Annotated in this window: 22 protein-coding genes, 1 tRNA gene and 1 pseudogene; 21 read left to right on the top strand and 3 right to left on the bottom strand. The window is 68.2% G+C overall.

Translation table 11 applies throughout. The annotated features are described in order from the left end of the window. Positions 1-44: 44 nt before the first annotated feature. Positions 45-701, top strand: coding sequence for a GntR family transcriptional regulator (locus tag GL279_RS02580; protein WP_211371243.1), 657 nt, complete (start codon positions 45-47; stop codon positions 699-701). Between the two features lie 20 nt (positions 702-721). Beyond that, on the top strand, positions 722-1,456 hold the full coding sequence (locus GL279_RS02575; RefSeq protein ID WP_155063049.1) for an SDR family oxidoreductase: 735 nt from the start codon (positions 722-724) through the stop codon (positions 1,454-1,456). 132 nt (positions 1,457-1,588) lie between these two features. On the opposite strand, the gene ychF is transcribed toward GL279_RS02575, so the two are convergent. After that, the gene (ychF, locus tag GL279_RS02570) at positions 1,589-2,686 is read right to left on the bottom strand and encodes a redox-regulated ATPase YchF (protein ID WP_155063048.1); all 1,098 of its coding nucleotides are present in this window, start codon (positions 2,684-2,686) and stop codon (positions 1,589-1,591) included. Positions 2,687-2,812: 126 nt separating this feature from the next. On the opposite strand from ychF, the gene trpA reads away from it, so the two are divergent. The 5 genes and pseudogenes from trpA (at position 2,813) to GL279_RS02545 (ending at position 7,973) form a co-directional block, all read left to right on the top strand. Beyond that, positions 2,813-3,610: a tryptophan synthase subunit alpha gene (trpA, locus tag GL279_RS02565; protein WP_155063047.1), complete on the top strand. Its 798-nt coding sequence runs from the start codon at positions 2,813-2,815 to the stop codon at positions 3,608-3,610. 113 nt (positions 3,611-3,723) lie between these two features. Further along, positions 3,724-4,290, top strand: a pseudogene (locus tag GL279_RS19655) (glutathione S-transferase family protein); the annotation flags it as partial. A gap of 62 nt (positions 4,291-4,352) precedes the next feature. Next, positions 4,353-5,903: a VOC family protein gene (locus GL279_RS02555; RefSeq protein ID WP_155063046.1), complete on the top strand. Its 1,551-nt coding sequence runs from the start codon at positions 4,353-4,355 to the stop codon at positions 5,901-5,903. Between the two features lie 125 nt (positions 5,904-6,028). Beyond that, positions 6,029-6,619 carry an NADPH-dependent FMN reductase gene (locus GL279_RS02550; RefSeq protein ID WP_155063045.1) on the top strand — a complete coding sequence of 197 codons (591 nt, stop codon included), beginning with the start codon at positions 6,029-6,031 and terminating at the stop codon, positions 6,617-6,619. A 373-nt stretch (positions 6,620-6,992) separates the two neighbouring features. Next, complete coding sequence (locus tag GL279_RS02545) at positions 6,993-7,973, top strand: thermonuclease family protein (RefSeq protein WP_211371242.1); 981 nt, start codon at positions 6,993-6,995, stop codon at positions 7,971-7,973. 98 nt (positions 7,974-8,071) lie between these two features. Here the strand turns inward: GL279_RS02545 and GL279_RS02540 are convergent. Next, positions 8,072-8,147, bottom strand: a tRNA-Lys gene (locus GL279_RS02540). 97 nt (positions 8,148-8,244) lie between these two features. Here GL279_RS02540 and dapF point away from each other — a divergent pair. The 11 genes from dapF (at position 8,245) to GL279_RS02480 (ending at position 19,858) form a co-directional block, all read left to right on the top strand. After that, positions 8,245-9,072 (top strand): diaminopimelate epimerase, encoded by an 828-nt coding sequence (gene dapF, locus GL279_RS02535; RefSeq protein WP_155063044.1) that lies wholly within the window; start codon positions 8,245-8,247, stop codon positions 9,070-9,072. Further along, the gene (gene mtaB, locus GL279_RS02530) at positions 9,069-10,328 is read left to right on the top strand and encodes a tRNA (N(6)-L-threonylcarbamoyladenosine(37)-C(2))-methylthiotransferase MtaB (protein ID WP_155063043.1); all 1,260 of its coding nucleotides are present in this window, start codon (positions 9,069-9,071) and stop codon (positions 10,326-10,328) included. The genes dapF and mtaB overlap by 4 nt, the downstream gene beginning before the upstream one ends. A 240-nt stretch (positions 10,329-10,568) precedes the next feature. Next, positions 10,569-11,486: a histone deacetylase family protein gene (locus tag GL279_RS02525; RefSeq protein WP_155063042.1), complete on the top strand. Its 918-nt coding sequence runs from the start codon at positions 10,569-10,571 to the stop codon at positions 11,484-11,486. Further along, the gene (locus GL279_RS02520) at positions 11,483-11,719 is read left to right on the top strand and encodes an exodeoxyribonuclease VII small subunit (RefSeq protein ID WP_343039685.1); all 237 of its coding nucleotides are present in this window, start codon (positions 11,483-11,485) and stop codon (positions 11,717-11,719) included. The genes GL279_RS02525 and GL279_RS02520 overlap by 4 nt, the downstream gene beginning before the upstream one ends. Continuing rightward, positions 11,719-12,582, top strand: coding sequence for a polyprenyl synthetase family protein (locus tag GL279_RS02515; RefSeq protein ID WP_155063041.1), 864 nt, complete (start codon positions 11,719-11,721; stop codon positions 12,580-12,582). Before GL279_RS02520 ends, GL279_RS02515 begins: the two co-directional genes overlap by 1 nt. A gap of 15 nt (positions 12,583-12,597) precedes the next feature. Further along, entirely contained in the window at positions 12,598-14,526 is a 1,929-nt protein-coding gene (dxs, locus tag GL279_RS02510) for a 1-deoxy-D-xylulose-5-phosphate synthase (protein ID WP_155063040.1), read from the top strand. Positions 14,527-14,655: 129 nt separating this feature from the next. Then, positions 14,656-15,582, top strand: coding sequence for a COG3650 family protein (locus GL279_RS19545; RefSeq protein WP_211371241.1), 927 nt, complete (start codon positions 14,656-14,658; stop codon positions 15,580-15,582). A 102-nt stretch (positions 15,583-15,684) separates the two neighbouring features. Then, the gene (locus GL279_RS02495; protein ID WP_155063039.1) at positions 15,685-17,322 is read left to right on the top strand and encodes an alpha/beta hydrolase; all 1,638 of its coding nucleotides are present in this window, start codon (positions 15,685-15,687) and stop codon (positions 17,320-17,322) included. Further along, the gene (locus tag GL279_RS02490; protein ID WP_246175093.1) at positions 17,307-18,203 is read left to right on the top strand and encodes a dienelactone hydrolase family protein; all 897 of its coding nucleotides are present in this window, start codon (positions 17,307-17,309) and stop codon (positions 18,201-18,203) included. The genes GL279_RS02495 and GL279_RS02490 overlap by 16 nt, the downstream gene beginning before the upstream one ends. Positions 18,204-18,228: 25 nt before the next feature. Then, complete coding sequence (gene fmt / locus GL279_RS02485; RefSeq protein WP_155063038.1) at positions 18,229-19,122, top strand: methionyl-tRNA formyltransferase; 894 nt, start codon at positions 18,229-18,231, stop codon at positions 19,120-19,122. A 187-nt stretch (positions 19,123-19,309) separates the two neighbouring features. Beyond that, positions 19,310-19,858, top strand: a complete 549-nt coding sequence (locus tag GL279_RS02480) for an HdeD family acid-resistance protein (protein WP_155063037.1) — start codon at positions 19,310-19,312, stop codon at positions 19,856-19,858. Here the strand turns inward: GL279_RS02480 and hrpB are convergent. Then, complete coding sequence (hrpB, locus tag GL279_RS02475; protein ID WP_155063036.1) at positions 19,855-22,260, bottom strand: ATP-dependent helicase HrpB; 2,406 nt, start codon at positions 22,258-22,260, stop codon at positions 19,855-19,857. The two genes, GL279_RS02480 and hrpB, sit on opposite strands and share 4 nt — an antisense overlap. A gap of 106 nt (positions 22,261-22,366) precedes the next feature. On the opposite strand from hrpB, the gene GL279_RS02470 reads away from it, so the two are divergent. Genes GL279_RS02470 through GL279_RS02460 form a run of 3 tightly spaced genes read left to right on the top strand, consistent with a single transcriptional unit; the run spans position 22,367 to position 26,377 of the window. Then, positions 22,367-23,794 carry a calcium-binding protein gene (locus tag GL279_RS02470; protein ID WP_155063035.1) on the top strand — a complete coding sequence of 476 codons (1,428 nt, stop codon included), beginning with the start codon at positions 22,367-22,369 and terminating at the stop codon, positions 23,792-23,794. 60 nt (positions 23,795-23,854) lie between these two features. Continuing rightward, positions 23,855-25,222, top strand: a complete 1,368-nt coding sequence (locus tag GL279_RS02465; RefSeq protein ID WP_155063034.1) for a YcjX family GTP-binding protein — start codon at positions 23,855-23,857, stop codon at positions 25,220-25,222. Positions 25,223-25,231: 9 nt separating this feature from the next. After that, positions 25,232-26,377, top strand: coding sequence for a YcjF family protein (locus tag GL279_RS02460; RefSeq protein ID WP_155063033.1), 1,146 nt, complete (start codon positions 25,232-25,234; stop codon positions 26,375-26,377). Positions 26,378-26,454: the final 77 nt, after the last annotated feature.

Here is a 26,454-nt window from a genome sequence, read left to right as displayed (position 1 = left end):
ACCGCGGCGCGCGCCCGGTGCCCAGCCTGCAAGGGCTGACGGACATGCCTGCGCGCGACCGTGCCTATCACGATTTGCGCTATCGCATCCTGACCGGACGGCTGGCACCCGGCACCACGCTTCTGGAGACCGAGCTGGCCGCCCTGCTGTCACTGTCGCGCACCCCGGTGCGCGAGGCGGTGATCAAGCTGGAGGAAGAGGGTCTGGTCGAGGTGCGCCCGCGCCATGGCGTGACCGTCAAGGCGCTGTCGCTGCAGGATTTCGCCCATATCCTGAACGTGTTCTCGGCGCTTGAGGTGCGCGCCTTCGAGCTGGCGGCCGAACGCGGCCTGCCCCTGGCCGAAGCCACCCGGCTGGAACGGATGCTGGACGAGATGGAGGCCGTGACCGAGCGCGACATCGCGCGCTGGTCGGATCTGGACGACGAATTGCACGCCAGCGTCGTCGCCATGTGCGGCAATGCCCGGTTGCAGGACACGATCAGCGCTTTCTGGGGCCAGCAATACCGCGCCCGGCTGATGATCCTGCCGCTGCGCCCGCCGCCCGTCGATTCCAACAATGAGCATCGCGGCATTCTTGAAGCACTGCGGCTGGGCGACCGCGCGCTGACCCGCGCCCGCCACCACGCCCATCGTGACCGCGCCGACGCGCAGCAGCTGGCTCTGCTGCACCGCTCGCTGGGCGCCAACGGGCTGGCCTGACCCATCGGAGGAGAGGAAAGATGAACCAGATCGATCTGAACGGCCGGCTGGCCGTGGTGACCGGCGGCGCGCAGGGCATCGGCCTTGCGGTGGCGCGACGATTCGTCGACAGCGGCGCGCGCGTGGTGATCTGGGACCGCGACGGCGCGGCGGCCGAACGCGCGGCCGAATCGCTGGGCCCGGCGGCCTCGGCCCGCGCGGTGGAACTGTCCGAGGACGCCCAGATCGAGGCCGCAGCCCTTGCCGCCGGCCCCGTCGACATCCTGATCAACAATGCCGGCATCACCGGCGGCAATGCCAAGACATGGGAGCTGGAGCCCGCGATCTGGCGGCAGGTGATCGAGGTGAACCTGAATGCGCCCTATGTCGCCTGCCGCGCGCTGGTGCCGGGGATGATCGCGCGCGGCTATGGCCGCATCGTCAACGTTGCCTCGATCGCCGGCAAAGAGGGCAATCCCAATGCCGCGCATTACTCGGCCTCCAAGGCCGGGCTGATCGCGCTGACGAAATCGCTGGGCAAGGAGTTGGCCGGCACCGGCGTTCTGGTCAATGCCATTACCCCGGCGGCGGCGCGCACGCCGATCTTTGACCAGATGACGCAGGAACATATCGACTACATGCTGGCCAAGATCCCGATGAACCGCTTTCTTGAACCTGACGAGGCGGCGGCGCTGGTCGCATGGCTTGCCTCGGAAGATTGCGCCTTTTCGACTGGCGCGGTCTTTGACATCTCGGGCGGGCGCGCGACCTATTGAGGGTGGCGCGGTCGGGGGTGGATGGCGCCCCCGGTGCCTTTTGCCGCTGCCGGTGCTTCCGGCGGGGATATTTGAACACGAAAGAAGCCGCACGGGGCGGCTTCGTCGTGGTGATCGAAATGGGCGGGCGCCTCAGGCGTTGAAGAGGAAGTGCAGCACGTCGCCGTCCTGCACGACATAGGACTTGCCCTCGACGCGGAACTTGCCGGCCTCGCGTGCGCCGGACTCACCCCGGTTGGCAACGTAATCGTCATAGGCGACGGTTTCGGCGCGGATGAAGCCGCGTTCGAAATCGCCATGGATGACGCCGGCAGCCTGCGGGGCCAGCGTGCCCTGGTGGATGGTCCAGGCGCGGGCCTCTTTCGGGCCGATGGTGAAATAGGTTTCCAGACCCAGCAGCTTGTAGCCCTCGCGGATGAGGCGGTCGAGGCCGGCCTCGGCGAGGCCCATTTCCTCAAGGAACATCGCAGCCTCTTCGGCGGGAAGCTGGCTGATTTCCTCTTCGATCTTGGCCGAGATCACGACATGGCCGGCGCCTTGGGCCGCGGCCATTTCGGCGACGCGGTCGGATTGGCTGTTGCCTGTGGCGGCCTTGTCCTCTTCGACGTTGCAGACGAAGAGCACGGGCTTGGCGGTCAGCAGTTGCAGCATGCCCCAGGCCTTCTGGTCCTCGTCATCGACCTTGACGGTGCGGGCGGGCTTGCCGGCCTCGAGCGCGGTCTGCGCGGCTTTCAGCAGCTTTTCCTGCGCCACGGCATCCTTGTCGCCGCCTTTCAGCTTGCGCTGGATATTGGCCAGCCGGCGCTCGATCGATTCGAGATCGGCGATCATCAGCTCGGTCTCGATGGTCTCGGCATCGGCGATCGGATCGACGCGGCCCTCGACATGGGTGACATCGCCATCCTCGAAGCAGCGCAGGACATGGGCGATGGCGTCCACTTCGCGGATATTGGCGAGGAACTGGTTGCCAAGGCCTTCGCCCTTGCTCGCGCCCTTCACAAGGCCAGCGATATCGACGAAGGTGATGCGCGTCGGGATGATCTGTTTCGACCCGGCGATCTCGGCCAGAGTGTCCAGCCGCGGATCGGGCACGGCGACCTCGCCCACGTTCGGCTCGATGGTGCAGAACGGGAAATTGGCGGCCTGTGCGGCAGCGGTTTTCGTCAGCGCGTTGAACAAGGTCGACTTGCCCACGTTGGGCAGCCCGACGATCCCCATGCGAAAGCCCATGATACACCTCTTTTCCCGGATTTCCGCGCTTATTATGGGGCGGTGACGCGCAAGTCCAGTGCCGGGGGCGTTGATCTTGGCCGAAGCGCGGGCTAGGGCTTTGGCACAAGATCAGGGGGCAGGGCCATGAGCAGAATTGACGACACTTTCGCGCGGCTGTCGGAGACCGGCGGCAAGGCCTTCGTCGCCTATATGATGGGCTGCGACCCGGATTACGACGTCTCGCTGGAGATCATGCGCGGCCTGCCCGGCGCGGGCGTGGACATCATCGAGCTGGGCATGCCCTTTACCGACCCGATGGCCGATGGCGCCACCATTCAGGCGGCCGGCCAGCGCGCCTTGGCCGCCGGCGGCAGCGTCACCCGCGTGCTGCAGATGGTGCGCGATTTCCGCGCCGGCGACGACCGCACCCCGATCGTGCTGATGGGCTATTACAACCCGATCTATGCCCGCGAGGGCGGGGTCGAGCGGTTTCTGGCCGAGGCGGTCGAGGCCGGTGTAGACGGGCTGATCGTCGTGGACCTGCCGCCCGAGGAGGATGCCGAGCTGTGCCTGCCCGCGCAGGCCAAGGGCATCAACTTCATCCGGCTGGCGACGCCGACCACCGACGACCGCCGCCTGCCGGCCGTGGTCAGGAATACCTCGGGCTTTGTCTATTACGTGTCGGTCACCGGCATCACCGGCGGCCCGGCGGCCAATGCGGCCGAGGTCGCCCCCGAGGTCGCGCGCATCCGCGCCTCGGCCGGCCTGCCGGTCGTGGTGGGCTTTGGCATCTCGACCCCCGAGGCGGCCGAAGCCGTGGCCAGCGTCGCCGATGGCTGCGTCGTGGGCTCGGCCATCGTCAAGCGGATCGGCGAGGGCCGTCCGGTGCCCGAGGTGCTGGATTTCGTCGCCGCGCTGGCCGACGGGGCGCATCGCGGCTGAGGGATCCCCGCCCCCCGCGTGTTCCGCATGGCAGAACGCCGCGTTCCGGCCCATGATGCTTGGGCAAACGTAGCAGGCTGCTATCTTGCTGACATGATGGACGGAGGATCCCCATGACCAAACTGCTGTATCATACCGGCGCCTGTTCGCTGGCGCCGCATATCGTGCTGGAATGGATCGGCGCGCCCTATGAGGCCGAGAATGTCGAATTCGGCTCAAAGGAGCTGCTGGCGGTGAACCCTTCGGGTGCGGTGCCCGCCCTGATCGAGGATGACGGCTGGATCCTGACGCAGGCCGGCGCCATCCTGCACTATCTGGCGCACAAGCATCCCGAAGCGGATCTGGCCGGCGCGCCCGGCGCACGCGGCGCGGCGGAACTGGACCGCTGGTCCAGCTTCTTCACCGGCGACCTGCATCCCAGTTTCTACCCGCTGTTCATGCCCTATCGCTATACGACCAGTCAGGACAAGGAAGCCCAGGCCGATGTGCAAGAGGCGGGCCGCCAGCTGGTGCGCAAGCGCCTGACGATCCTGAACGACCATCTGGCCGGCAAGGACTGGATTCTGGGCAAGCGCTCGGTCATCGACGCCTATGCCTTTCCGATGATCCGCTGGGCCGCGAAGATGCTGCCTGAGGGCACCCAGGGCTGGGCCAATGTGCAGGCCCTGCATGACCGCCTTGCGGCCGATCCGGCCGTGCAGACCGTCCTTGCCCGCGAAAAAGGGCAAATAAGGAGAACGCCATGCCCACCGGCATCCATCACGTCACCGGCATCACCCGCCGGGTGCAGGCCAATGTCGATTTCTACGCCGGCTTTCTGGGGCTGCGTCTGGTCAAGCGCACCGGGGGCTTCGAGGATGCCGAGCAATTGCACCTGTTCTATGGCGACGCGCTTGGCTCGCCCGGTTCGGTGGTCAGCTTCCTTGTCTGGGAGGATGGCGCGCCGGGCCGGGTCGGGCTGGGTCAGGTCGCGGAAATCGCACTGGCCGTGCCGCCGCAAAGCATCGGCGACTGGGTGACCCGCGCCATGACCGCCCGCGTCCCGGTTGAGGGACCGGCGCGCGAGATGGGCGAGACGGTGCTGCGCCTGAAGGACCCGGACGGGGTGATCGTCAAGCTGGTGGGCGTGGACCTGCCGGCAACCGCACCCCTGCCCGACCCGATCGCGCCCACCCGGCTGCGCGGCGTCACCATCCTGACCGAGACGCCGCAGCAGACCGCCGCTTTCATCGAACGCTTTGGCTACCGGCCCGGCCCGGCCGAAGGCGCGATCCGGCGGCTGCTGTCGGATCGCGATGCCATCGACATACGCGATGCGACCGGCTTTTTCCCCGGCATCGCCGGGACCGGCATCTTGGATCACATCGCCTTTCGCGCCACCGATGCCGAAGCCGTCGAGGCCATGCGGCTGGCGCTGAAGGACACCGACGTGACCAATGTGCACGACCGGCGGTATTTCATGTCGCTTTATGTCCGCGAGCCGGGCAATACGCTGCTGGAATATGCCACCGACGCGCCGGGCTTTACCGTGGACGAGCCGGCCGAACATCTGGGCGAGACGCTGTTCCTGCCGCCCGGCAACAATGTGCGCGCCCAAGAGCTGCGGGTGGTCCTGCCGCAATTCGCCCTGCCCGGACAGGAACGCCTGCCGGCGCGCGATCTGCATTTCATCCACCGCTTTCATCATCCCGACGAACCCGACGACAGCACGCTGGTGCTGCTGCACGGCACCGGCGGCGACGAGACCCAGATCATGGGACTGGCGGCGCGCATGGCGCCGCATGCCACATTGCTGGGTGTGCGCGGCCGCTCGACCGAGGAAGGGATCAACCGCTGGTTCCGGCGCCTTGACATGATGCGCTTTGATCAGGCCGACATCCTGTCCGAGATCGAAGCCTTTCGCGCCTTTCTGGCCGAGGCGGTGCGCGCCTATGGGCTGGACCCGCAGCGGCTGACGCTGGTGGGCTATTCCAATGGCGCGAACCTGATCGGCGCGCTGGCGCAGCTTTATCCGCACGAGACGCAGAGCGCCATCTTGCTGCGCGCCATGCAGGTGCTGGAGCAGCCGCCGGTGCTGGCGCCCGATGCGCTGGCCGGTTTGCGCGTGCTGATGCTGAACGGCAGCAGCGATCCCTATGCCGAGGGCGCACCGCCGCTGGAGGCCGCGCTGCGCGCTGGCGGGGCCGAGTTGCAGGTGACGACCCTGCCGCAGGGCCACGAGCTTGCCACAGGCGATGTCAGGGCGGCGCAGGACTGGTTGCGCCGGGGCGGCGCGCCCGCCGCGACCAGCTGAGCCGTTTCAAATAACCGAACGCCGTTTTCCAAAACGGTTGGCTTGCCCAAAAGGCCGCAAGCGCCCATCTTTTGCGGACAACACACCGGATCGGCACCGGCACGGACAACCAAGGATCCAGAAGAATGACCAAACCCCATATCGCCATCATCATCGGCTCGACCCGCGACACGCGCTTTGCCGACAAACCGGCCGCATGGCTGTTCGAGAACGCGCAAAAGCGTGACGACATGACCTTCGAGCTGGTCGATCTGCGCGACTACGACCTGCCGCTGTTCAACGAACCGGCCTCGAACGCATGGATGCCGTCCTCGGACCCGCGCGCCGTGCGCTGGCAGGAAAAACTGGCCGAATTCGACGGCTACATCTTCCTGACCGCGGAATACAACCACTCGGTCACCGGCTCGCTGAAGAACGCGCTGGATCAGGCCTACAAGGAATGGACCCACAAGCCGGCGGCGGCGATGGGCTATGGCGGCGTCGGCGCGGCCCGCGCCATCGAACATCTGCGCGGCATCGCGATCGAACTGCAGATGGTACCCCTGCGCAACGCCGTGCATCTGGGCGGTGGCGAGTTCTTCAAGGTGTCGCCGCTGGGCGCGAATGGCGCCATGTCCGAAGTGGACGCCACGCTGCAGCCCTCGCTGAAAGCCATGCTGGACGAGCTGCATTGGTGGGCCGAGGCGACCATCGCCCAGCGCGCCAAGACCGCCTGAGACGACCCCCGAAATCCAGACGACAGGGAAAGGCGGCTCCGGTCGCCTTTTTCCATGCGATCCGGGCCAGCGGGCCAGCACCCGCCTTGCCCTACCGCCAAGATTTCGCTGTCCTGCCTGCCAAGCGTGGCGCGACGGGCCAGCGCTTTCTATAGCCAATGTGCTGGGCGTGACGCCCCGGCAGGTTCAGGTCGAAGGCGACATGTTGATCGCCTTTTACGGTGAAACAGTGGGCCGCGCGACCATCCGGGTCACAGGCGCGCTCCTGTCTCGCTCGACCTGTTCCGGTCGCATTTTAGGCAGTTTGAGGATGGGCGAATCGGTTGCCTGTCCGCTAGGCAGGAAACAGTTAAGAAACCATTAACGACCCGCCATGCGCCGCCTGTTTCCTGTCCTCGCGCTCTGCCTTGCCCTGCCGGCCTTCGCCAATGAACCGGTCGAAGCCTTTCCGGCGGGCCGACAGATGCGGATATGCTGGCTGCGCGGGAACGGCTGCTCAACTTGGCCGAACCTGAAGAAATCCTCATGCACGCCGCCTGCTGCAAGATGTGCAGCAGTGGCAAAGCCTGCGGTGACAGCTGCATCGGTCGGGACAAGCAATGCCGCAAGGGCGTTGGCTGCGCCTGTGATGGCTGAACGTCGCACTCGGCATGGCAGGAATCGCGAAGTTGCGGGTGTGATCCGCGCGCTCGTCCTTGGGGCCGCCATGGTTGCGCCCGCCGCCGCCTATGCCGCAAGCGAAGATGGCACGCTGATCGTTGGTCGCGCCGTCGTCGTGGACGGTGACACAATCAAGATCGGCTCGATTGCCATCCGCATTCACGGCATCGACGCCACTGAGCAGAGCCAGACATGCAGCACGCGTTCGGGGCAGCAATGGAACTGCGGCGAAGCGGCCACCGGGGCGATGGCGGATCTGGTCAGGAATCAGGTGGTGGAATGCGTGCCGCTGGACACGGACGCTTACCGGCGGATTGTGGCGCGCTGCCATGCCGGTGGCCTTGATCTGGGCGCCGAGATGGTCGGTCGGGGCCTGGCTTGGGCCTATCATCGCTATTCCGACGCTTATGCCGGAGCCGAGCGCGTCGCTCATGCCGGCAACAAGGGCATCTGGAGGGGCAAGTCGCAGCCCGCATGGGATTACCGCGCCAACCGCTGGACCCGCGCCATTGCCGAGGCGCCAAAGGGCTGCCCGATCAAAGGCAATATCTCGAACAAGGGTGAACGGATCTATCACACGCCCTGGTCGCCAGCCTATGCCAAGACCCGGATTGACGAAAACAAGGGCGAACGCTGGTTCTGCGACGAGGCAGCAGCCATTGCCGCTGGCTGGCGCGCCGCTCGCTGGAGATAGGTTCGCGCCCCAAGCAGCAACGCATGATTATCCGCTGGCAGCATCGGACTGCCGCGTAGGCAGTTTTCTCTAACCGCTTGTCATATAAGGAAATACAGTGGTGAGCCCAACAGGATTCGAACCTGTGACCCACTGATTAAAAGTCAGTTGCTCTACCAACTGAGCTATGGGCCCACATCACGGGGGGCTAACTACGGTTGGTGGCTGGTGGGGTCAAGCGGAAAAATCACGACCTCTGGCAAAAAGTTTCGGGCAGGAGTAAGTGACCGCCATGGAACAGCAGCAAAACCTGACTAATGCGGCTCCTCTGCGCTTCATGAAGATGCACGGGCTGGGCAATGATTTCGTCGTCCTGGACGCGCGTGCGGACGGGGCGCTGCCCGATGCCGCCACGGTCGCGGCCATGGCGGACCGTCATCGCGGCGTGGGATTCGACCAATTGGCCGTGATCCTGCCCGGCGAGAATGCCGATGCCCGGCTGGTGTTCTACAATGCCGATGGCTCGCTTTCCTCGGCCTGCGGCAATGCCACGCGCTGCGTCGCGCGCTATCTGATGGATCAGACCGGGGCGCAGAACCTGCGGCTGGCCACCGATCATGCGGTGCTGCTGGCCGAAGAGGCCGGCGGCGGCCTGACCCGCGTCAACATGGGTCCGCCGGTGCTGGGCTGGGCCAAGATCCCGCTGGCGCAGGATATCGACACGCTACACCTGCCGATTCCCGGCGATCCGGTGGCGACCGGCATGGGCAATCCGCATATGACCTTCTTCGTGCCGGATGCGGCGGCGGTCGATCTGGAAAGCTTTGGCCCGGCCCACGAACATCACCCGCTTTATCCGCAGCGGACCAATGTCGAGGTGGTGCAGGTGGTCGCGGATGACGAGATCATCCTGCGCATCTGGGAACGCGGCACGGGAATCACGCTGGCCTCGGGCTCGTGCTCCTGCGCGGCCGTGGTCGCGGCGGCGCGGCGGGGGCTGACTGGGCGGCGCGTGCGCGTGAACGTGCCCGGCGGCCAGCTTGAAATCGACTGGCGCGAGGATGGCGTCTGGATGACCGGCCCAACCGCGCATGTCTTTGACGGGGTCTGGCGGGGATGAGTGCAAAGCCCCCCGTATTCGCCACCCTCGGCTGCCGGCTGAACGCCTATGAGACCGAGGCGATGCGCGAAATGGCCGAAACCGCCGGGCTGCAAGGCGCGGTGATCGTGAACACCTGCGCCGTGACGGCCGAGGCCGTGCGCAAGGCCCGGCAGGAAATCCGCCGGCTGGCGCGCGAAAACCCCGGTGCGCCTGTGATCGTCACCGGCTGCGCTGCCCAGACCGAACCCGAGACATTCGCCGCCATGGCCGAGGTCACCCGCGTCATCGGCAACCATGAAAAGATGCAGCCTGCGACATGGGCCAGCATTCAGGCGCCCGATCTGATCGGCGACACCGAAAAGGTGCAGGTTGATGACATCATGTCGGTCAAGGAAACCGCAGGCCATCTGATCGACGGCTTTGGTCGCCACCGCGCCTATGTGCAGGTCCAGAACGGCTGCGACCATCGCTGCACCTTCTGCATCATCCCCTATGGCCGGGGCAACTCGCGCTCGGTCCCGGCGGGCGTTGTGGTGGACCAGATCAAGCGCTTGCGCGACCGGGGCTTCAACGAGGTGGTGCTGACCGGGGTGGACCTGACCTCATGGGGCGCCGATCTGCCCGGCACGCCGCGTCTGGGCGATCTGGTCATGCGCATCCTGCGGCTGGTGCCGGACCTGCCGCGCCTGCGCATCAGCAGTATCGATTCGATCGAGGCGGATGAAAACCTGATGCTGGCCATTGCCACCGAACCGCGCCTGATGCCGCATCTGCACCTGTCGCTGCAGGCGGGCGACGACATGATCCTGAAGCGGATGAAACGCCGCCACCTGCGCGACGACGCCATCCGCTTTTGCGAGGAGGCCCGCAAGCTGCGCCCCGGCATCGTCTTTGGCGCCGACATCATCGCCGGTTTTCCGACCGAGACCGAGGCGATGTTCGACAACAGCCTGAAGCTGGTCGCGGATTGCGGCCTGACCTTCCTGCATGTGTTCCCCTATTCGGCGCGCAAGGGCACGCCTGCCGCGCGGATGCCGCGCGTGCCGGGCCCGGCGATCAAGGACCGCGCCGCCCGGCTGCGCGCCGAGGGCGATGCGGCGCTGGCGCGGCATCTGGCGGCGCAGGTTGGTGCGGCGCGCATGGTGCTGACCGAGGGGCCGCGCCTTGGCCGCACCGAACATTTCACCGAAGTGGCTTTCGACCGCGACATGCCCGAGGGCACGCTGATGTCCCTGGTGATCGCGGGGCACGACGGCCAGCGCCTGACCGTTTGAGGTCCGGGCCTGCGGCGCCGCTGGCGTCGGGGGCTGTCTGCCCCCAGCGGGTGACGGACCCCTTGATGGGGTCCATCACCCGCTCCCCCGAGGATATTTCACCACGAAAGAAGCAGAATCGGCGCGCGGATGGCGGATTGCCAGCACCTTGGGCATTTGTTCGCGAGCCGGGCCGTCCTTTTCGGCAGTTGAAGGAACATTGGCTTGCGGGGCGGAAAATCGCCGCATAGTCCTTGCCCGATGACAATTCTGTATACGCATCCCTCCGGTTTGCGGCACGTTACGCCGCCCAGCCACCCCGAGCGGCCATCGCGGCTGGACGCGGTGACGGCCGCGCTGAGCGATCTGGACCTCGACCGGCGCGAGGCACCCGATGCCGGGGATGAGGACATCCTGCGCTGCCATCCCGCGACCTATCTGTCGCTGCTGCGCCGCAAGGTGCCGGCCGAGGGTTGGACCATGCTGGATGCCGACACCTATCTGTCCCCCGGCAGTCTGGAGGCCGCGCGCCATGCCGTGGGCGGCGTCTGCGCGGCGGTCGATGCGGTGCTGGCGGGGCAGGCGCCCAATGCCTTTGTCGCCATGCGTCCGCCGGGCCATCATGCCGAGCGCGCCCGGCCGATGGGGTTCTGCATTCTGAACTCGATCGCTATCGGCGCGCAGCGGGCGCTGGACCATCACGGGCTGGACCGCGTTGCGGTGCTGGATTTCGATGTCCATCACGGCAATGGCACGCAGGACCTGCTGTGGAACGAGGCGCGGGCGCTGTTCGCCTCGACCCATCAATATCCGCTTTATCCCGCCACCGGCGCCGCGACCGAGCGCGGCGCGCACGACCAGATCCTGAACCTGCCCCTGCATGTCGGCACCGATGGCGCGCCGGCCCGCGCCGCATGGCGCCAGATCTGCGCCCGGGTCGAGGACTGGCGGCCGCAGCTGGTGCTGGTCTCGGCCGGGTTCGACGCCCATGCCGCCGATCCTTTGGCCGGGCTGATGTGGGACGAGACCGATTTCACCGCCATCACCCGGATGATCTGCGACGCGGCGGTGTCATGTTCGGCCCCGGTGGTATCGGTGCTGGAAGGCGGTTATGATCTCGCGGCTCTGGGGCGCTCGGCGCGCGCCCATGTCGAAGTATTAAGGGAGACGGCCGCGTGACCGAGATTGCTGAGATGTCCTTCGAGGAGGCAATGAAAGAGCTTGAGGCTACGGTCGGCAAGCTTGAGCACGGCGAAGCCTCTCTGGAAGAATCGATCGCCCTTTATGAGCGCGGCGCCGCGTTGCGCGCGCATTGCGACAAGGTGCTGCGCGCCGCCGAAGAGCGCGTTGAAAAGATCACGCTTGCGGCCAATGGCCAGCCCGGCGGAACGGTTCCGGTCGAGGGTCTGTGATGCGCGAACGTCTTGAGGATGTCCGGGCGCAGGTTCAGACCGCGCTGGAAGAGGCCATGGCCGCGCTGCCCGAGGGCGAGCTGACCGATGCCATGCGCTATGCCTGTATCGGCGGCAAGCGCATCCGTGCCTTTCTGGTGATGGAATCGGCCCGGCTGTTCGGCCTGCGCGACAAGGAATCGCTGCCCGTCGCTGCTGCGGTCGAGGCGTTGCACGCCTATAGTCTGGTGCATGACGACCTGCCGGCGATGGATGACGACGACCTGCGCCGCGGCCTGCCGACCGTGCATGTGCAATGGTCCGAGGCCACCGCGATCCTTGCGGGCGATGCGCTGCAATCGCTGGCCTTTGGCCTGCTGACCGATCCGGTGATCGGCGCGCCCGACGCGCGTCTGGCCTTGGTGCGGCTCTTTGCCGATGCGGTGGGGGCGCGCGGCATGGTCTGGGGGCAGGTGCTGGACATCGCCGCCGAAACCGCCGTCGAACCGCTGGATCTGGTGGCAATCAAGCGGCTGCAACAGGCCAAGACCGGCGCGCTGATCCAGTTTTCCGCCACCGCCGGTGCGATCATGGCCGGCGAGGATGCCGGACCGCTGGCCGATTACGCCCGCCATCTGGGTCTGGCCTTCCAGATCCAGGACGACATTCTGGACGTGACCGGCAATGAGCAGGACACCGGCAAGCGCATCGGCAAGGATGTCGCCGCCAACAAGGCCACCTTCGTGTCGCTGATGGGCCTTGAAGGCGCGCAGGACAAGGCCCGCAAGCTGGCCCGCGCCGCCGAGGCCGCGCTGGAGCCCTATGGCGAGGCCGCCGGAAACCTGCGCGACCTCGCGCGTTTCGTCATCGAACGCGACGCCTGAACGAAAGGGTCAGCCATGAGCCAGACCGAAGATTCCCGCCCCGCGACGCCGATTCTGGATCGGGTCACCCTGCCCTCGGACCTCAAGGGGCTGACCGACCGCGAGCTGGTGCAGCTTGCCGACGAGCTGCGCGCCGAGACGATCAGCGCGGTCTCGGTCACCGGCGGCCATCTGGGCGCGGGTCTGGGCGTGGTCGAGCTGACCGTCGCGCTGCATGCGGTCTTTGACACGCCGCGCGACAAGGTGATCTGGGATGTCGGCCATCAATGCTATCCGCACAAGATCCTGACCGGGCGGCGCGACCGCATCCGCACCCTGCGGATGGAGGACGGGCTGTCTGGCTTTACCAAGCGCTCCGAAAGCCCCTATGACCCGTTCGGGGCCGGCCATTCCTCGACCTCGATCAGCGCGGCGCTGGGGTTTGCCATGGCGCGCGAACTGGGTGGCGATCCGGGCGATGCCATCGCGGTGATCGGCGACGGCGCCATGAGCGCGGGCATGGCCTTCGAGGCGCTGAACAATGCCGGCGATCTGGGCAAGCGGCTGTTCGTGGTGCTGAACGACAATGAAATGTCCATCGCCCCGCCGACCGGGGCGCTGTCGCGCTATCTGACGCGGCTTTACGCCGAGGGCCCGTTTCAGGATCTCAAGGCCGTGGCCAAGGGCGCCGTGGGCTTCCTGCCGACGCCGCTGCAAGAGGGCGCGCGCCGGGCCAAGGAAATGCTGAAGGGCATGACCGTCGGCGGCACCCTGTTCGAGGAGCTGGGCTTTTCCTATATCGGCCCGGTCGATGGCCATGATCTGGAACAGCTGTTGCCGCTGCTGCGCACGCTCAAGGCGCGGGCGACCGGGCCGGTGCTGATCCATGCCGTGACCCGCAAGGGCAAGGGCTATGCCCCCGCCGAGCGCGCCGCCGACAGGGGCCATGCCACCGCGAAATTCGACGTGGCGACCGGCACGCAGGCCAAGGCGAAATCGAATGCGCCCAGCTATACGGCGGTCTTTGCCCGCGCTTTGGCCGATCAGGCGGCGCGCGATGACAAGATCGTGGCGGTGACCGCCGCCATGCCGGATGGCACCGGGCTGAACCTGTTTGCCGAGCGCTTCCCACGCCGCTGTTTCGACGTGGGCATCGCCGAGCAGCATGCCGTGACCTATGCCGCCGGGCTGGCGGCGGGCGGGATGAAACCCTTTTGCGCGCTTTATTCGACCTTCCTGCAGCGCGGCTATGATCAGATCGTGCATGACGTGGCGATCCAGCGCCTGCCGGTGCGCTTTGCCATCGACCGCGCGGGTCTGGTCGGCGCCGATGGCGCCACCCATGCCGGGGCCTATGACGTGGCCTTCCTCGCCAACCTGCCCGGCATGGTCGTCATGGCCGCCGCCGACGAGGCCGAGCTGGCCCGCATGGTTGCCACCGCCGCCGCGCATGACGCGGGGCCGATCGCCTTCCGCTATCCGCGGGGCGAGGGCATGGGCGTCGAAATGCCCGAGCGCGCCGAACCGCTGAAGATCGGCAAGGCCCGCGTCATCGCCGAGGGCAAGCGCGTCGCCATCCTGTCGCTGGGCACCCGTCTGGGCGAGGTCATGCGCGCGCGCGAGGAACTGCTCGGCATGGGCATCCAGCCCACCGTCGTCGATGCGCGTTTCGCCAAGCCTCTGGACCGCGACCTGATCCTGCGGCTTGCGCGCAGCCATGAGGCGCTGATCACCATCGAAGAGGGCGCGGTCGGCGGTTTCGGCTCGCTGGTGGCGCAGCTTTTGTCGGATGAGGGCGTGTTCGACGGCGGGCTGCGTTTCCGCCAGATGGTGCTGCCCGACACTTTCATCGACCACGCCAGCCCGGAATCGATGTATCGCGCCGCCCGCATGTCGGCCCCCGACATCAAGGCCAAGGTGCTGGAAGTGCTGGGCGTCGCGCAGATCGAGGGCAAGCGGGCCTGACGCCCCCCGCCCCCGCCGGCCTGCGCGACCGGTCACGGGGGCTATATGCCCGGCGCGGGCGGTGCTAGCTTTTGCCAGACCGCGTTTTCCACGGCCTGCCGGCCATGCTTTGCAACCAAGGTGAAACCCATGCTGCGAACCTTTGTCATCGGGCTTGCCCTGTCCTTGCCTCTGGGCGCCCTGGCGCAAGAGCAGGCCGAACCCTCGGCCGCGACGCCGGCCCCGGCTGAGGGCGCGGCACCTGCTCCGGCCCCGGCGGAAAAACCGCAAGAGGCGGCCAAGCCCCCGGCGGAAAAGCCCGCCACCGAGAAGCCTGCGGCGAAACCTGCACCCAAACCCGCAGCCGAGGCGCCGGCCAAGACCGAGCCCGCCCCGGCGGTGCCTGCCAAGGGTCAGCCCGCCCCGGCCGAGGCGCCCGCGCCTGCTGCCGCACCGGCCCCCGCCACCACCGAGGCAGCAGCAGCCCCCGTCGAGGCGCAGCCGGAAAAGCCCGCGCCCTTCCTGCCGAACCTGTTTGACGTGACGGTGCTGGAAACCTGGGACACGCTGAATGTGCGCGCCGCCCCCGATGGGCAGGCCCCGGTCATCGCCACCCTGCCCGCCACCGCCACCAATGTCGAACTCTTGGCGCGCGATGCCTCGGGCAAATGGGGCAAGGTCAATACCGGCGAACAGACCGGCTGGGTCGCGCTGCGCTTTCTGAAGCTGCAACCGGGCGTCTGGCAATCGGCGGCGGTGCCGCAAAGCCTGTCCTGCAGCGGGACCGAGCCATTCTGGTCGCTCAAGGCCACCAAATCGGGCATGGTCTTCAGCCAGCCCGACAGCCCTGACCGGCCGCTGACGCTGCGCAAGGTGATGGACCGCGGCATCGAGGGTGAACCGACGCGCGGCCTGATCGCGGGCGATGACAAGGGCCGCGTCACCGCCTTCGTCCGCCCCGAGCAATGTTCGGACGGCATGTCGGACCGAGGCTTTGCGCTGGCGGTGGCGGTGATCCTTGACGGGCAGGACATGCCCTCGCGCATGCTGACCGGCTGCTGCTCGATCGCGCGCTAGGCGGGACCGGTCCCGGCAGTCTGCCTTGCAGCAAGACGGCTTTCCTTTTGGCCCCGCGATTCGTAATCTCGGGGCCGTCCCGCGCCAGGGGGTGCTCTGCCGATGTTCTCTGTCCTGCCGCTGCTTGCCGGCCTGCTGCTCGTGGCAGCCTCGCTGACACCCTCGCTGGTGCCGCGCGACTGGGTCATGCAAGGCGCCCTGGCGGGGGTGTCGATGGCGGCGGGCTATGTCGCCACGCAATTCCTGCTGGCGCTGTGGCGCACGCTGGAGATCCCGGTGCTGCGCGGGCGGGCGGCCACCATCGCCCATGCGGTGATCGCGGTGCCGGTGCTGATCGTGCTGCTGCGCTGCGTGGCGCTGTCCTCGGCATGGCAGGACAGCATCCGCAGCCGGATGCACATCCCGCCGCTGGATTCGGCCAATACCACCCGGATGCTGGTGCTGGCGGCGGGGGTGTTCCTGTCGCTTTTCGTGCTGGGCAAGGCGGTGCAGGGGCTGTTCGACCTGCTGCGGCTGCGGCTGGCGCGCTATATCCCGGCCACCAGCGCCAATGTCCTTGGGCTGCTGCTGGCCGGAACGTTTCTGGTCATCCTGACCCGCGACGGCGTGGTGAACGGCGCCATGCGCATCGCCGACAGCTCTTATGTCGCGGCCCAGCACCTGACCGACCCCAATCTGGACCCGCCGACCGAGCCATGGCAGTCGGGCGGCCCCGGCTCGGTGGTGGACTGGGGGCTGATGGGCGCGCCGGGGCGCGATTTCGTGCTGGGCGGGCCGCGCGCGGCGGCGATCGCGACCTTTACCGGGCGCGCGGCCAAAGAACCGCTGCGGATCTATGTCGGCCTTGCCCAGGACAAGGACCCCGAGGAACGCGCCCGCATCGCCCTGCGCGAGATGCTGCGCACCGGCGCCTTTGACCGCAAGACCCTGATCGTGGCCAGCCCCACCGGCACCGGCTGGATGGACCCGGCCAGCTATGATGCGCTGGAATACATGCATGACGGCGATGTGGCGACGGTGGCGGTACAGTATTCCTATCTGCAAAGTCCGCTGGCGCTGATCTTTGAAACAGACGCCGGGCTGGCGCAAAGCACCGCGCTGATGCAGCAGGTCTATGGCCATTGGCGCCAGATGCCGCCCGAACATCGGCCCCGGCTTTACCTGCATGGCATCTCGCTGGGGGCGTGGTCGTCGATGTATGCCTTCAACCCGTTCCAGATGATGGACCAGCCGGTGGCCGGGGCCTTTTGGGTCGGCCCGCCCTTTCCCTCGACGCTGTGGCAGCAGGCCAATGCGGCGCGCCAGCCCGACAGTCTGTATATCCTGCCCCGGATCGACGACGATCAGGTGATCCGCTACGCCAGCCAATATGCCCGTCCCGAACGCTCGGCCCGGCCATGGGGGCGGCTGCGCATCCTGTTTTTACAACACGCCAGCGACCCGATCGTGTTCTACACCCCGCAATCGCTGTGGCGCCCGCCGGAATGGATGCGCGAGGCGCCGGCGCCGGATGTCTCGCCCCGGCTCAGCTTCACCCCCATCGTGACGCAGCTGCAGCTGGCGGTGGACATGCTGGTGTCGACCTCGACGCCCCCGGGCTATGGTCACATCTACGACGCCGAGGAATATATCGACGGCTGGGTGGCGGTCACCGCCCCCGAGGGCTGGACGGCCGGCGACACCGCCCGGCTCAAGGCGAAATGCGGCAAGAACGGGCTGATCGGTTGCGACAATCGCTGATCAAAAGATGGGCGGTCAGGACGGCGCTGCTGCTGCTGGTTCTGGTGACGGTGCTGGTGCTGAACACAGCGCGCAACGCCATGGGCTGGCAGCCGCTGGTCGATACGCCCCAGCAGCGCCGGGCGGTGCTGTCGTCCGGCTGGCGCATCGCGCAGCCGCCGGGGCCGGGGCCGCACCGGGCCGCGATCCTGCTGTCGGGCTGCGACGGCGTGCATGACAATATGGAGTGGTGGGCGGCGCGCCTGCGGGCGCAAGGCCGCGCGACGCTGATCCTGGACAGCCACGGCCCGCGCGGCATCGACCGGGCACAAAGCTGGCGCGCGGTCTGCGCCGGCCAGTTGCTGACCGGATCGGAACGCGCGGGCGATCTGGCGACGGCGCTGGTGGCGCTGCGCGAGATGCCGGGGATCGACGCCCATGACGTGGCCATCCTTGGCACATCCCACGGCGCCTGGACGGCGATGGAGCTGATGGCGGCGCTGGCCCGGCCCGAGCCGCCGCCGGGCCTGTCGGCATGGCCCGCCCCGCCCGCAAACATCGCGGCGCAGGTCGGGCCGGTGATCCTGCTATACCCATATTGCGGGCTGCTCAGCCGGGCCGGCGGCAGCGCATGGCCCATGCCGGCGCGGGGGCTGATGCTGCTGGCGCAAAACGACAGCATCACCAGCCCGCAGGATTGCCGCGCCATGGCGCAGGGCCTGCGCGACAAGGGCGCGGCATTGCGCGTCCTGACCCTGCCCGGCACCGATCACGGCTTTGACCAGCAGGAACGCTCGGCCCTGTCGCCGCTGCAATTCGACGCGCGCAGCCGTGACCGCGCCGGGATGCTGGTCGATGATTTCCTGACCGGCTTTGCATCCGCCCCGCGCCTTGGCATATGAAGGCCGCAGAACGGAGGGCCAAGGCATGCGCGTGATCTTCATGGGAACCCCGGAGTTTTCGGTCCCGGCCCTGCAGGCCATCGCCGCCCGGCATCAGGTGGTGGCGGCCTATTCGCAGCCGCCGCGCATGGCCGGTCGCGGGCAAAAGCCGCGCCCCTCGCCGGTGCAGCGCGCGGCCGAGGAGCTGGGCATCCCGGTGCGCACGCCGCTGCGTCTGCGCGAGGCCGAGGATCAGGCCGCATTCGCCGACCTGCAGGCCGATGTGGCCGTGGTGGTGGCTTACGGCCTGATCCTGCCGCAGGTGGTGCTGGACGCACCGCGTCTGGGCTGTCTGAACATCCACGCCTCGCTTTTGCCGCGCTGGCGCGGTGCGGCACCGATCCATCGCGCGATCATGGCCGGCGATGCCGAGACCGGCGTGGCCATCATGCAGATGCAGGCCGGGCTCGACACCGGCCCGGTGCTGGCCGAGACGCGCACGCCGATCGGCCCCGAGGACACCACCGCCGATCTGCATGACCGTCTGTCCGCGATGGGGGCCGCGCTGATCACCGACGTGCTGGACCGCCTGCCCCTGCCGGCCACGCCGCAGGCCGAAGGCGGCGTGACCTATGCCCACAAGATCGACAAGGCCGAGGCCCGCATCGACTGGAGCCGCCCCGCCGCCGAGCTGGACCGTCAGATCCGCGGCCTGTCGCCCTTTCCCGGCGCGTGGTGCATGGTCGGCGGCGAGCGCCTCAAGCTGCTGCGCTCGCGCGTGATCGCGGGCAAGGGCGCGCCGGGCGAGGTGCTTTCGGGCTTTGTCATCGCCTGCGGCGAGGGCGCCATCGAGGTAACCGAGGCCCAGCGCGAGGGCAAGCGACCGATGCCCGCCGCCGAGGTGCTGCGCGGCCTGACCCTGCCGCCCCGGCTGGACTAGGGCAGCCACATTCGCCGCCCCGACAACACGCGCGGGTAGCAAGGGCTGTGGCGGTTTCGCCACGGCAAACGATTTGCCCAAATACACCACCGCGCGCGGCCCCTGCTCGTGTTATGCTGTCCCCGGCAGACCGGGCCGACCCCGTCGCGCCATGCCGTTGATCGCATTCCAGAACAGGAGCCCGACGATGGAAAACCTTGCCCGCGTGATGTCGGATCACTGGTGGGTGCCGCTGCTGCGCGGCATCGCCGCCATCATCTTTGGCCTGATCGCGCTGGCGATGCCGGGGCTGACGGTGCTGGTGCTGCTGCTGACCTTTGGCGTCTATGCGATCTTTGACGGCGTGCTGGCCATCGTCACCGCCCTGCGCCGCAAGGACGGGGACGAACAATGGTGGGCCTGGGCGCTGGACGGGCTGTTGTCGGTGGTGATCGGCATCCTGGCCCTGACCTGGCCCGCCGAGACGGCGGTGGCCTTCGTGCTGTGGATGGCCGCCTGGGCCGTGGTCGCGGGCGTCTTTCGCATCATCGCCGCGATCCGGCTGCGGCGCGAGATCGACGGCGAATGGGCGCTGGGGCTCAGCGGGCTGTTGCTGGTCTTGTGGGGCATCCTGCTGGTGCTGATGCCGGCGGCGGGGATCCTGGGTGCCGCCTGGATGATCGGGGGCTTTTCGCTGGTGATCGGCGTGCTGCTGATCATGCTGGCCTTGCGGCTGAAATCACTTCAGGCGCTTTAGCTGCCACGAGGCTTGGCCCGCAGGGTCGGATCAGCCTCCAGCGGGTTTTCCGGCCACGGGTGGCGCGGATAGCGGCCGCGCATGTCCTTGCGGACATCGGCATAGCCTCCGGCCCAAAAACCGGGCAGATCCGTCGTCACCGCGATCGGCTTGCCGCCCGGCGACAGCATGGTGATGCGCAGGGGCTGGCGGCCCACGGTCGGATGCCGCGCCAAGCCGAAAAGCTCTTGCAGCTTCAGCTCGATGCTTGGCGTTTCGTGGTCATAGTCGATGGGCACCTTGCGGCCCAGGGGCGTGGTGAAATGCGCCGGCGCCGTCTGGTCCAGCCGCTGTTGCCCGTCCCAGCCAATGCGCGCCTTCAAGGCCTCGGTCAGGTCGAGCCCGCGCAGATCGGCGGCGGTGCGCGCACGCGTCAGCCATGGCAGCAGCCAGTCGGGATCGGCCAGCAGGCTGTCGTCATCGACCGGGCCAAGGTCCGGGATCAGCGCGATCCGCGCCCGCAGCCGGGCGGCAGCGGGGGTCAGCGTCAGCCCCAGCTGCCGCAGCCCCTCAAAGGCGGCGCGGGCCAGCGCCTGCGGATCGGGATTGTCCAGTGCTCGGTCCGACAGCACCAGCGATCCCAGCCGCTCCTGCCGGCGGGCAATGACGCGGTTATCGCGGCGCGACCATTCGACGGTCTCAACGGTTTCCACGCGGTCGGCGTAGAGGTCACGAATTTCAGCCTCGGTCACGGCGGCGGCCATGCGGATGCGGGCCTCGCGCGTGTCGCCGTCCAGATCGGACGCCACGATCAGCGCGTCGCCTGATAGCGCATCGCCCTCGGGCAAGATCGCGCCCTTGCCGCCCGACAGCACATAGCGCGGCTGATCGCCCTTGCGGCGCTGGCCGATGCGGTCGGGATAGGCCAGCGCGGCCATGGCGCCGGGTGACAGCGCCGGCCCGTCGCCCGCCATGCGGCGCAGGCGCCTGGCCTCATCGCGGATGCGGTGCAGGCCGGCGTAATTGACCGGCCATGGGTGGCGGTCGCGATAGGCGCGCAGGTCGCGGATCGCCGTCAGCCGGGGTGCCAGATCGACCGGGGCGCCGCTCAGCGGATCGCGGTCGGCCAGCAGCGCGGCCAGATCGGCAGCGCCCCGCCCGGCGATGGCCAGCATATGCGCCAGTCGCGGATGCAGTGGCAGCGCCGCCAGCGCCCGGCCATGCGCGGTGATGCGGTTTGCCCCGTCAAGCGCGCCCAGATCGCGCAAAAGTGCCCGTGCCTCGGCCAAAGCGCCCTCGGGCGGAGGGGTCAGGAAGGCCAGATCGGACCCGTCCGAGCCCCAGATCGCCAGTTCCAGCGCCAGCCCGGCCAGATCGGCGACCGCGATCTCGGGCGGGGCAAAGCCGGGCAACGCGCCTTCCTCGGCCCGCGCCCACATGCGATAGCAAATGCCCGGCGCGACGCGGCCCGCGCGGCCCCGGCGCTGTTCGGCCTCGGCCCGGCTGACGCGCTCGGTGACCAGCCGCGACATGCCGCTGCCCGGATCAAAGCGCGCGCGGCGCGCCCGGCCGGCATCGACCACCACTTTCACATCGGGAATGGTCAGCGAGGTTTCGGCGATCGAGGTCGCCAGCACCACCCGCCGCGCGCCGGTCGGCTGCATGACGGCGCGCTGCGCCTTGAAGTCCATGGCGCCGTAAAGCGCCACCACGTCGCAGGACAGATCCAGCGCGGCCTGCACGCGCCGGATCTCGCCCTCGCCGGGCAGAAAGGCCAGAACGGTGCCGCCCAGATCGCGGGTCGCGGCATCGGCTTCGGTGATCAGCCGCGCGGCCTCGGGGACCAGCCGGGCGCCGGCGGGCAAGGGTCGGTCCAGCCAGCGGGTTTCCACCGGATAGGCCCGACCCTCGCTGCGGATCACCGGGGCCGCGTCCAGCAGCGCGGCGACCGGCCCGGCATCCAGCGTGGCCGACATGACCAGCAGCGCCAGATCGGGACGCAGGGCGGCCCGCGCCTCCCAGACCAGCGCAAGGCCCAGATCGGCGTTCAGACTGCGTTCGTGGAACTCGTCAAAGATGACGCAACCGATGCCGTCCAGCGCCGGGTCCGATTGCAGCATCCGGGTCAGGATGCCCTCGGTCACCACCTCGATCCGGCGGCCGGGCACGGATTCGCCGCGGATGCGATAGCCCACGCTTTGGCCCAAGGGCTCGCCCAGCGTTTCGGCCAGACGCTCGGCGCTGGCACGGGCGGCCAAGCGGCGGGGCTCTAGCATGACGATGCGGCCCCGGATCACCGGCATCAGCGCCAGCGGCACACGGGTCGTCTTGCCCGCGCCGGGCGGGGCCACCAGCACCGCGCGGCCATGCGCAAGCAGGGCTACGGTCAGATCGGGCAGAACGGCGTCGATGGGCAATTGCATGACGGTGTTATGGCAAAAGCGCTGGGACGGTGAAAGGGCATGAGCAGGCACTTGACGCGGGGCGCCGCTCGCGGCTTCGTGAACGTGCAAGACCAGAGGTTTTTCCATGAGCGAATGGCTGCTGCTTTTCCTGCTTCCGCTTGGCGCGGCGGCCTTTGCCGACCTGTTTCAGCACGAGGACGAGGAGACGGACAATTCCGCGCCCCGGCCCGAACCCGAGCCGCAGACCGACGGCACGGCTGGCGACGACACGCTGAGCGCGCCCGATGGCTATCATGGCCGGGTCATGGGCCGCGACGGCGATGACCTGATCACCGTCGGCTCGCCCGAGAACGCCAGCCATTACCACGACGGCACCAACCTGACGCCCGACGACGGGCAGTGGAACGGCTGGCCGGACTGGGATCCGTATTCGCCCGGCGCTGTACCGCCCGGTGTGGTATTGGCGCGCGGCGGCGAGGGCGCGGACACCATCATCGGCAGCGGACGCGGCATCCATGCCCAGGGCGACGCCGGAGATGACCGGATCGAACTGCACAGCCAGCCGGGCGACCTCGGCGAAGGACGCGGCGATTTCGCCGTGGTTGGTCGCGGCGGCGACGGCGATGACGAGATGATCGTCTCGGGCAGCGGCGCGCTGGTGCTGGGCGATGCCGGCAACGATTCGATCCGCGCCTCGGGTGACAACATGGTCATCAATGGCGGCGACGGCGCGGACCATATCGACGTGGCCGGCCTGCGCAACAGCGAGATCGTGCTGGGACGCGGCGATGTGGTGACCGGGCGCAGCGAGACGGCGGACGGGTTGCGCTTTCGCCTGCATGACGGCGCCGATTTCACGGGCAATAACAGCGATGAAAGCTTCGTGGCGCGCGAGGGGTCGCGAGTCGATGGCGGCGGCGGCAACGACCTGCTGACCAATTCTTATCTAGATCGCAGTTCGGTCACGCTGATCGGCGGGGCCGGCGACGACAGTTTGGTCGGCAATGATGCCGTCGGCGCCCATGCCAGCACGGCGCAGGACGGTTACCGTTGGCGCGTCGGCGCATCGAGCGACAGCCTGGACGGCGGCGATGGCAACGACCTCATCGGCTATGATACGGACGACACCATAACCGGCGGCAGCGGTGCCGACCGCATGGACGGTTTCGTGGACAGTCGCGAACACGCCACCGTCACCGACTTCAACCCCGCCGAGGACTGGCTGCGCATCAATAGCCCGCCCGCCGAGGCGGGTGACGACAGCGACCGCTTCGGTAATGTCTCGGTGGCGGAAGAGGACGGCGACACCATCATCCGGCTTGGCACCGACGAAGTGATGCGGATCGAGAACGCCACCGGCCTCAACATCGGCTTCCAGACCGACCGCTACCGCGAGGAATGGTCCGATGGCAGCATCCACGAGGGCGAGTTTAGCGAGGGTGACGGCGAGGTGCTGAACGACCACACCATATTTACCGACCTCGACGGCAACAAGGTCGACCGCGGCTCGCTCGACGTTGTGATCAACAGCTATCTGACGCTCTATACCTGAAGCCCTACACATCCCTGACGGCGTTGCCTATCTTGACCGGGCGACATGCGAGGGACGGGAATGGGACTTGCCGACGATCTGATGCAGGGGTTGGGGATGTCCGACCCGGTCATCCGGCTGGGAGTGACGGGCCTGTCGCGCGCCGGCAAGACGGTGTTCATCACCTCGCTGGTGGCAAACCTGCTGGACCGGGGCCGCATGTCGGCGCTGCGCGCGGCGGCAGATGGCTCGATCAAGGCGGCGTGGTTGCAGCCGCAGCCCGACGATACCGTGCCGCGTTTCGATTACGAACGCCATCTGGCCGCGATGACCGGCCCCGACCCGCATTGGCCCGAGGGCACGCGCCATGTCAGCCAGTTGCGCCTGTCGCTGCGGGTGCAGCCGCGCGGGCTGATCTCGGGCTGGCGCGGCACGCAGGTGATGCATCTGGACATCGTGGACTATCCCGGCGAATGGCTTCTGGACCTGCGGCTGATGGACCGGGAATTCGACGCCTGGTCGGTCGAGGTTCTGGGCCGTATCGAGGGCCGCCCGGGGGCCGAGGCGTTTCGCGCCGCATTGGCCGCGACCGATCCGCAGAATTTCGACGAAAGGGCCGCGCAGGCGCTGGCCACGGCCTATACGGCGCATCTGCATCAGGCGCGCGACGCCGGCTGGTCGGATTGCACGCCCGGCCGCTTCCTGATGCCCGGAGAGCTGGAAGGCTCGCCCGCGCTGACCTTTACGCCGCTGCCGCCGGACATGGCCGGCACGCCGCTGGGCCGCGAATTCGCCCGCCGCTTCGGCGCCTACAGGTCGCGCGTGGTCAAGCCGTTCTTCCGCGATCATTTCGCCCGCATCGACCGGCAGGTGGTGCTGATGGATGTGCTGGGCGCCATCCACGCCGGGCCGCAGGCGGTCGAGGACATGCGCCGCGCCATGGCCGATATCCTGACCGCCTTTCGCCCCGGTCGCGCGGGCTGGCTGTCACAGCTTCTGGGCTCTCGCCGGGTGTCGCGCATCCTGTTTGCCGCGACCAAGGCCGATCACCTGCACCACATCCAGCACCCACGCCTGACCGCGATCACGGGCGCCATGCTGCGCGAGGCGCGCGACCGGGCCGATTTCTCGGGGGCACGGACCGAGGCCATGTCCATCGCCTCGCTGCGCACCACGACCGAGGAAATGATCCGTCAGGACGGCGACGAGCTGCCGGCGGTGCGCGGCACGCTGATGGATGGCCGGCAGGCAGCGTTCTATCCGGGCGAGCTGCCGGCCAATCCGGCCGAGCTGCTGGTGCCGGCCAGTCAGGGCGCGGTGCATTGGCTGGACGGCGATTACGCGATCATGGACTTCGCCCCGGCGCGCAGCACTTTGCGCCCGGGCGACGGGCCGCCGCATATCCGGCTGGACCGCGCCGCCGAATTCCTGATCGGCGACCAGATCTGAGGAGAGGTCATGTCTGAGAACGGAAAGCGACGCGGCCCGCTGCTGGTGGAACTGGGCACGACCGCGCCCAGCGAGCGGCCGGTGATGCTGGAAAACCCACCCGGCAACGTGACAGATGCCCCCGCCGCCGACGCGCCGCGCGGCACGGACAATCGCGAGCGCCGTGCGCCGCGCAGCGAGCTGCGAGAGGCTGGCCCCTCGCCCGCCGATGCGCCGCCGGTGGACGCGGGCGAGGCCCCGGGCCTGCCGCAACCACGCACCATGCAACTGGTGGCGCGGCTGGTCGGCAGCGGCCCCTCGCCGCTGACGCGGTTCTTCATCAACAGCGGCGTGGCACTGTTCACCTTTTTCCTGTCGGTCGCGGCACTGAACTATCTGACCAACCTGCTGCGGACCTATCCGCTGCTGGGCTGGATCGGCATCGGGCTGCTGACGCTGTTCTGCATCGCGGCTCTGGCGATGGCGGTGCGCGAATACCGGGCATGGGCGCGCTTTGCCGCCATCGATGGCATCAACCGGCAGGCGGGGGCGGCGATGACCTCGGGTGATGTGAAATCGGCGCAAGAGGTTGTGACGCGGCTTGAGGGGCTGTATCGCCACCGCCCCGAACTGGAATGGGGTCTGGGCCGGGTGCGCGAGCGCAAGCCCGAGGCCTATGACGCCCATAGCCTGATCGCTTTGGCCGAGACGGAGTTGCTGGCGCCACTGGACCAGCAGGCCCGGCGCGAGATCGAGGCCGCTGCCCGCACCGTCGCCGCCGCGACCGCGCTGATCCCGCTGGCTTTGGCCGATGTGATCGCGGCGCTGGCCGCGAACCTGCGCATGATCCGGCGCATGGCCGAGATCTATGGTGGCCGCGCGGGCGCGGTGGGCGGCTGGCGACTGGCCCGCACGGTGATGACGCATCTGATCGCCACCGGCGCCGTCGCGGCGGGCGATGATCTGATCCATACGATGGCGGGCGGCGGGCTGCTGGCCAAGGTCTCGAAACGCTTTGGCGAGGGGGTGGTGAACGGCGCTCTGACCGCCCGCGTTGGCATCGCCGCCATGGAGGTCTGCCGGCCGCTGCCCTTTGTCAACCAGCCGCGCCCGGCGGTCAGCAATCTGATCGCGCGCGGGCTGAAGGGGCTGTTTGGCGAGGACGGGCCGAGGTAGCCGCCTGACCGCAGGCTTGGCATGGGTATTTGGGAAATGGTGAAAGCCGCAGGGCATCGCGAGGTGGCGGCGGGTGC

This window comes from Paracoccus limosus (assembly GCF_009711185.1).
Lineage (GTDB): Bacteria > Pseudomonadota > Alphaproteobacteria > Rhodobacterales > Rhodobacteraceae > Paracoccus > Paracoccus limosus.
Note: the sequence above shows the minus strand (reverse complement) of the source record. Positions and strands in the feature narration are given on the sequence as shown.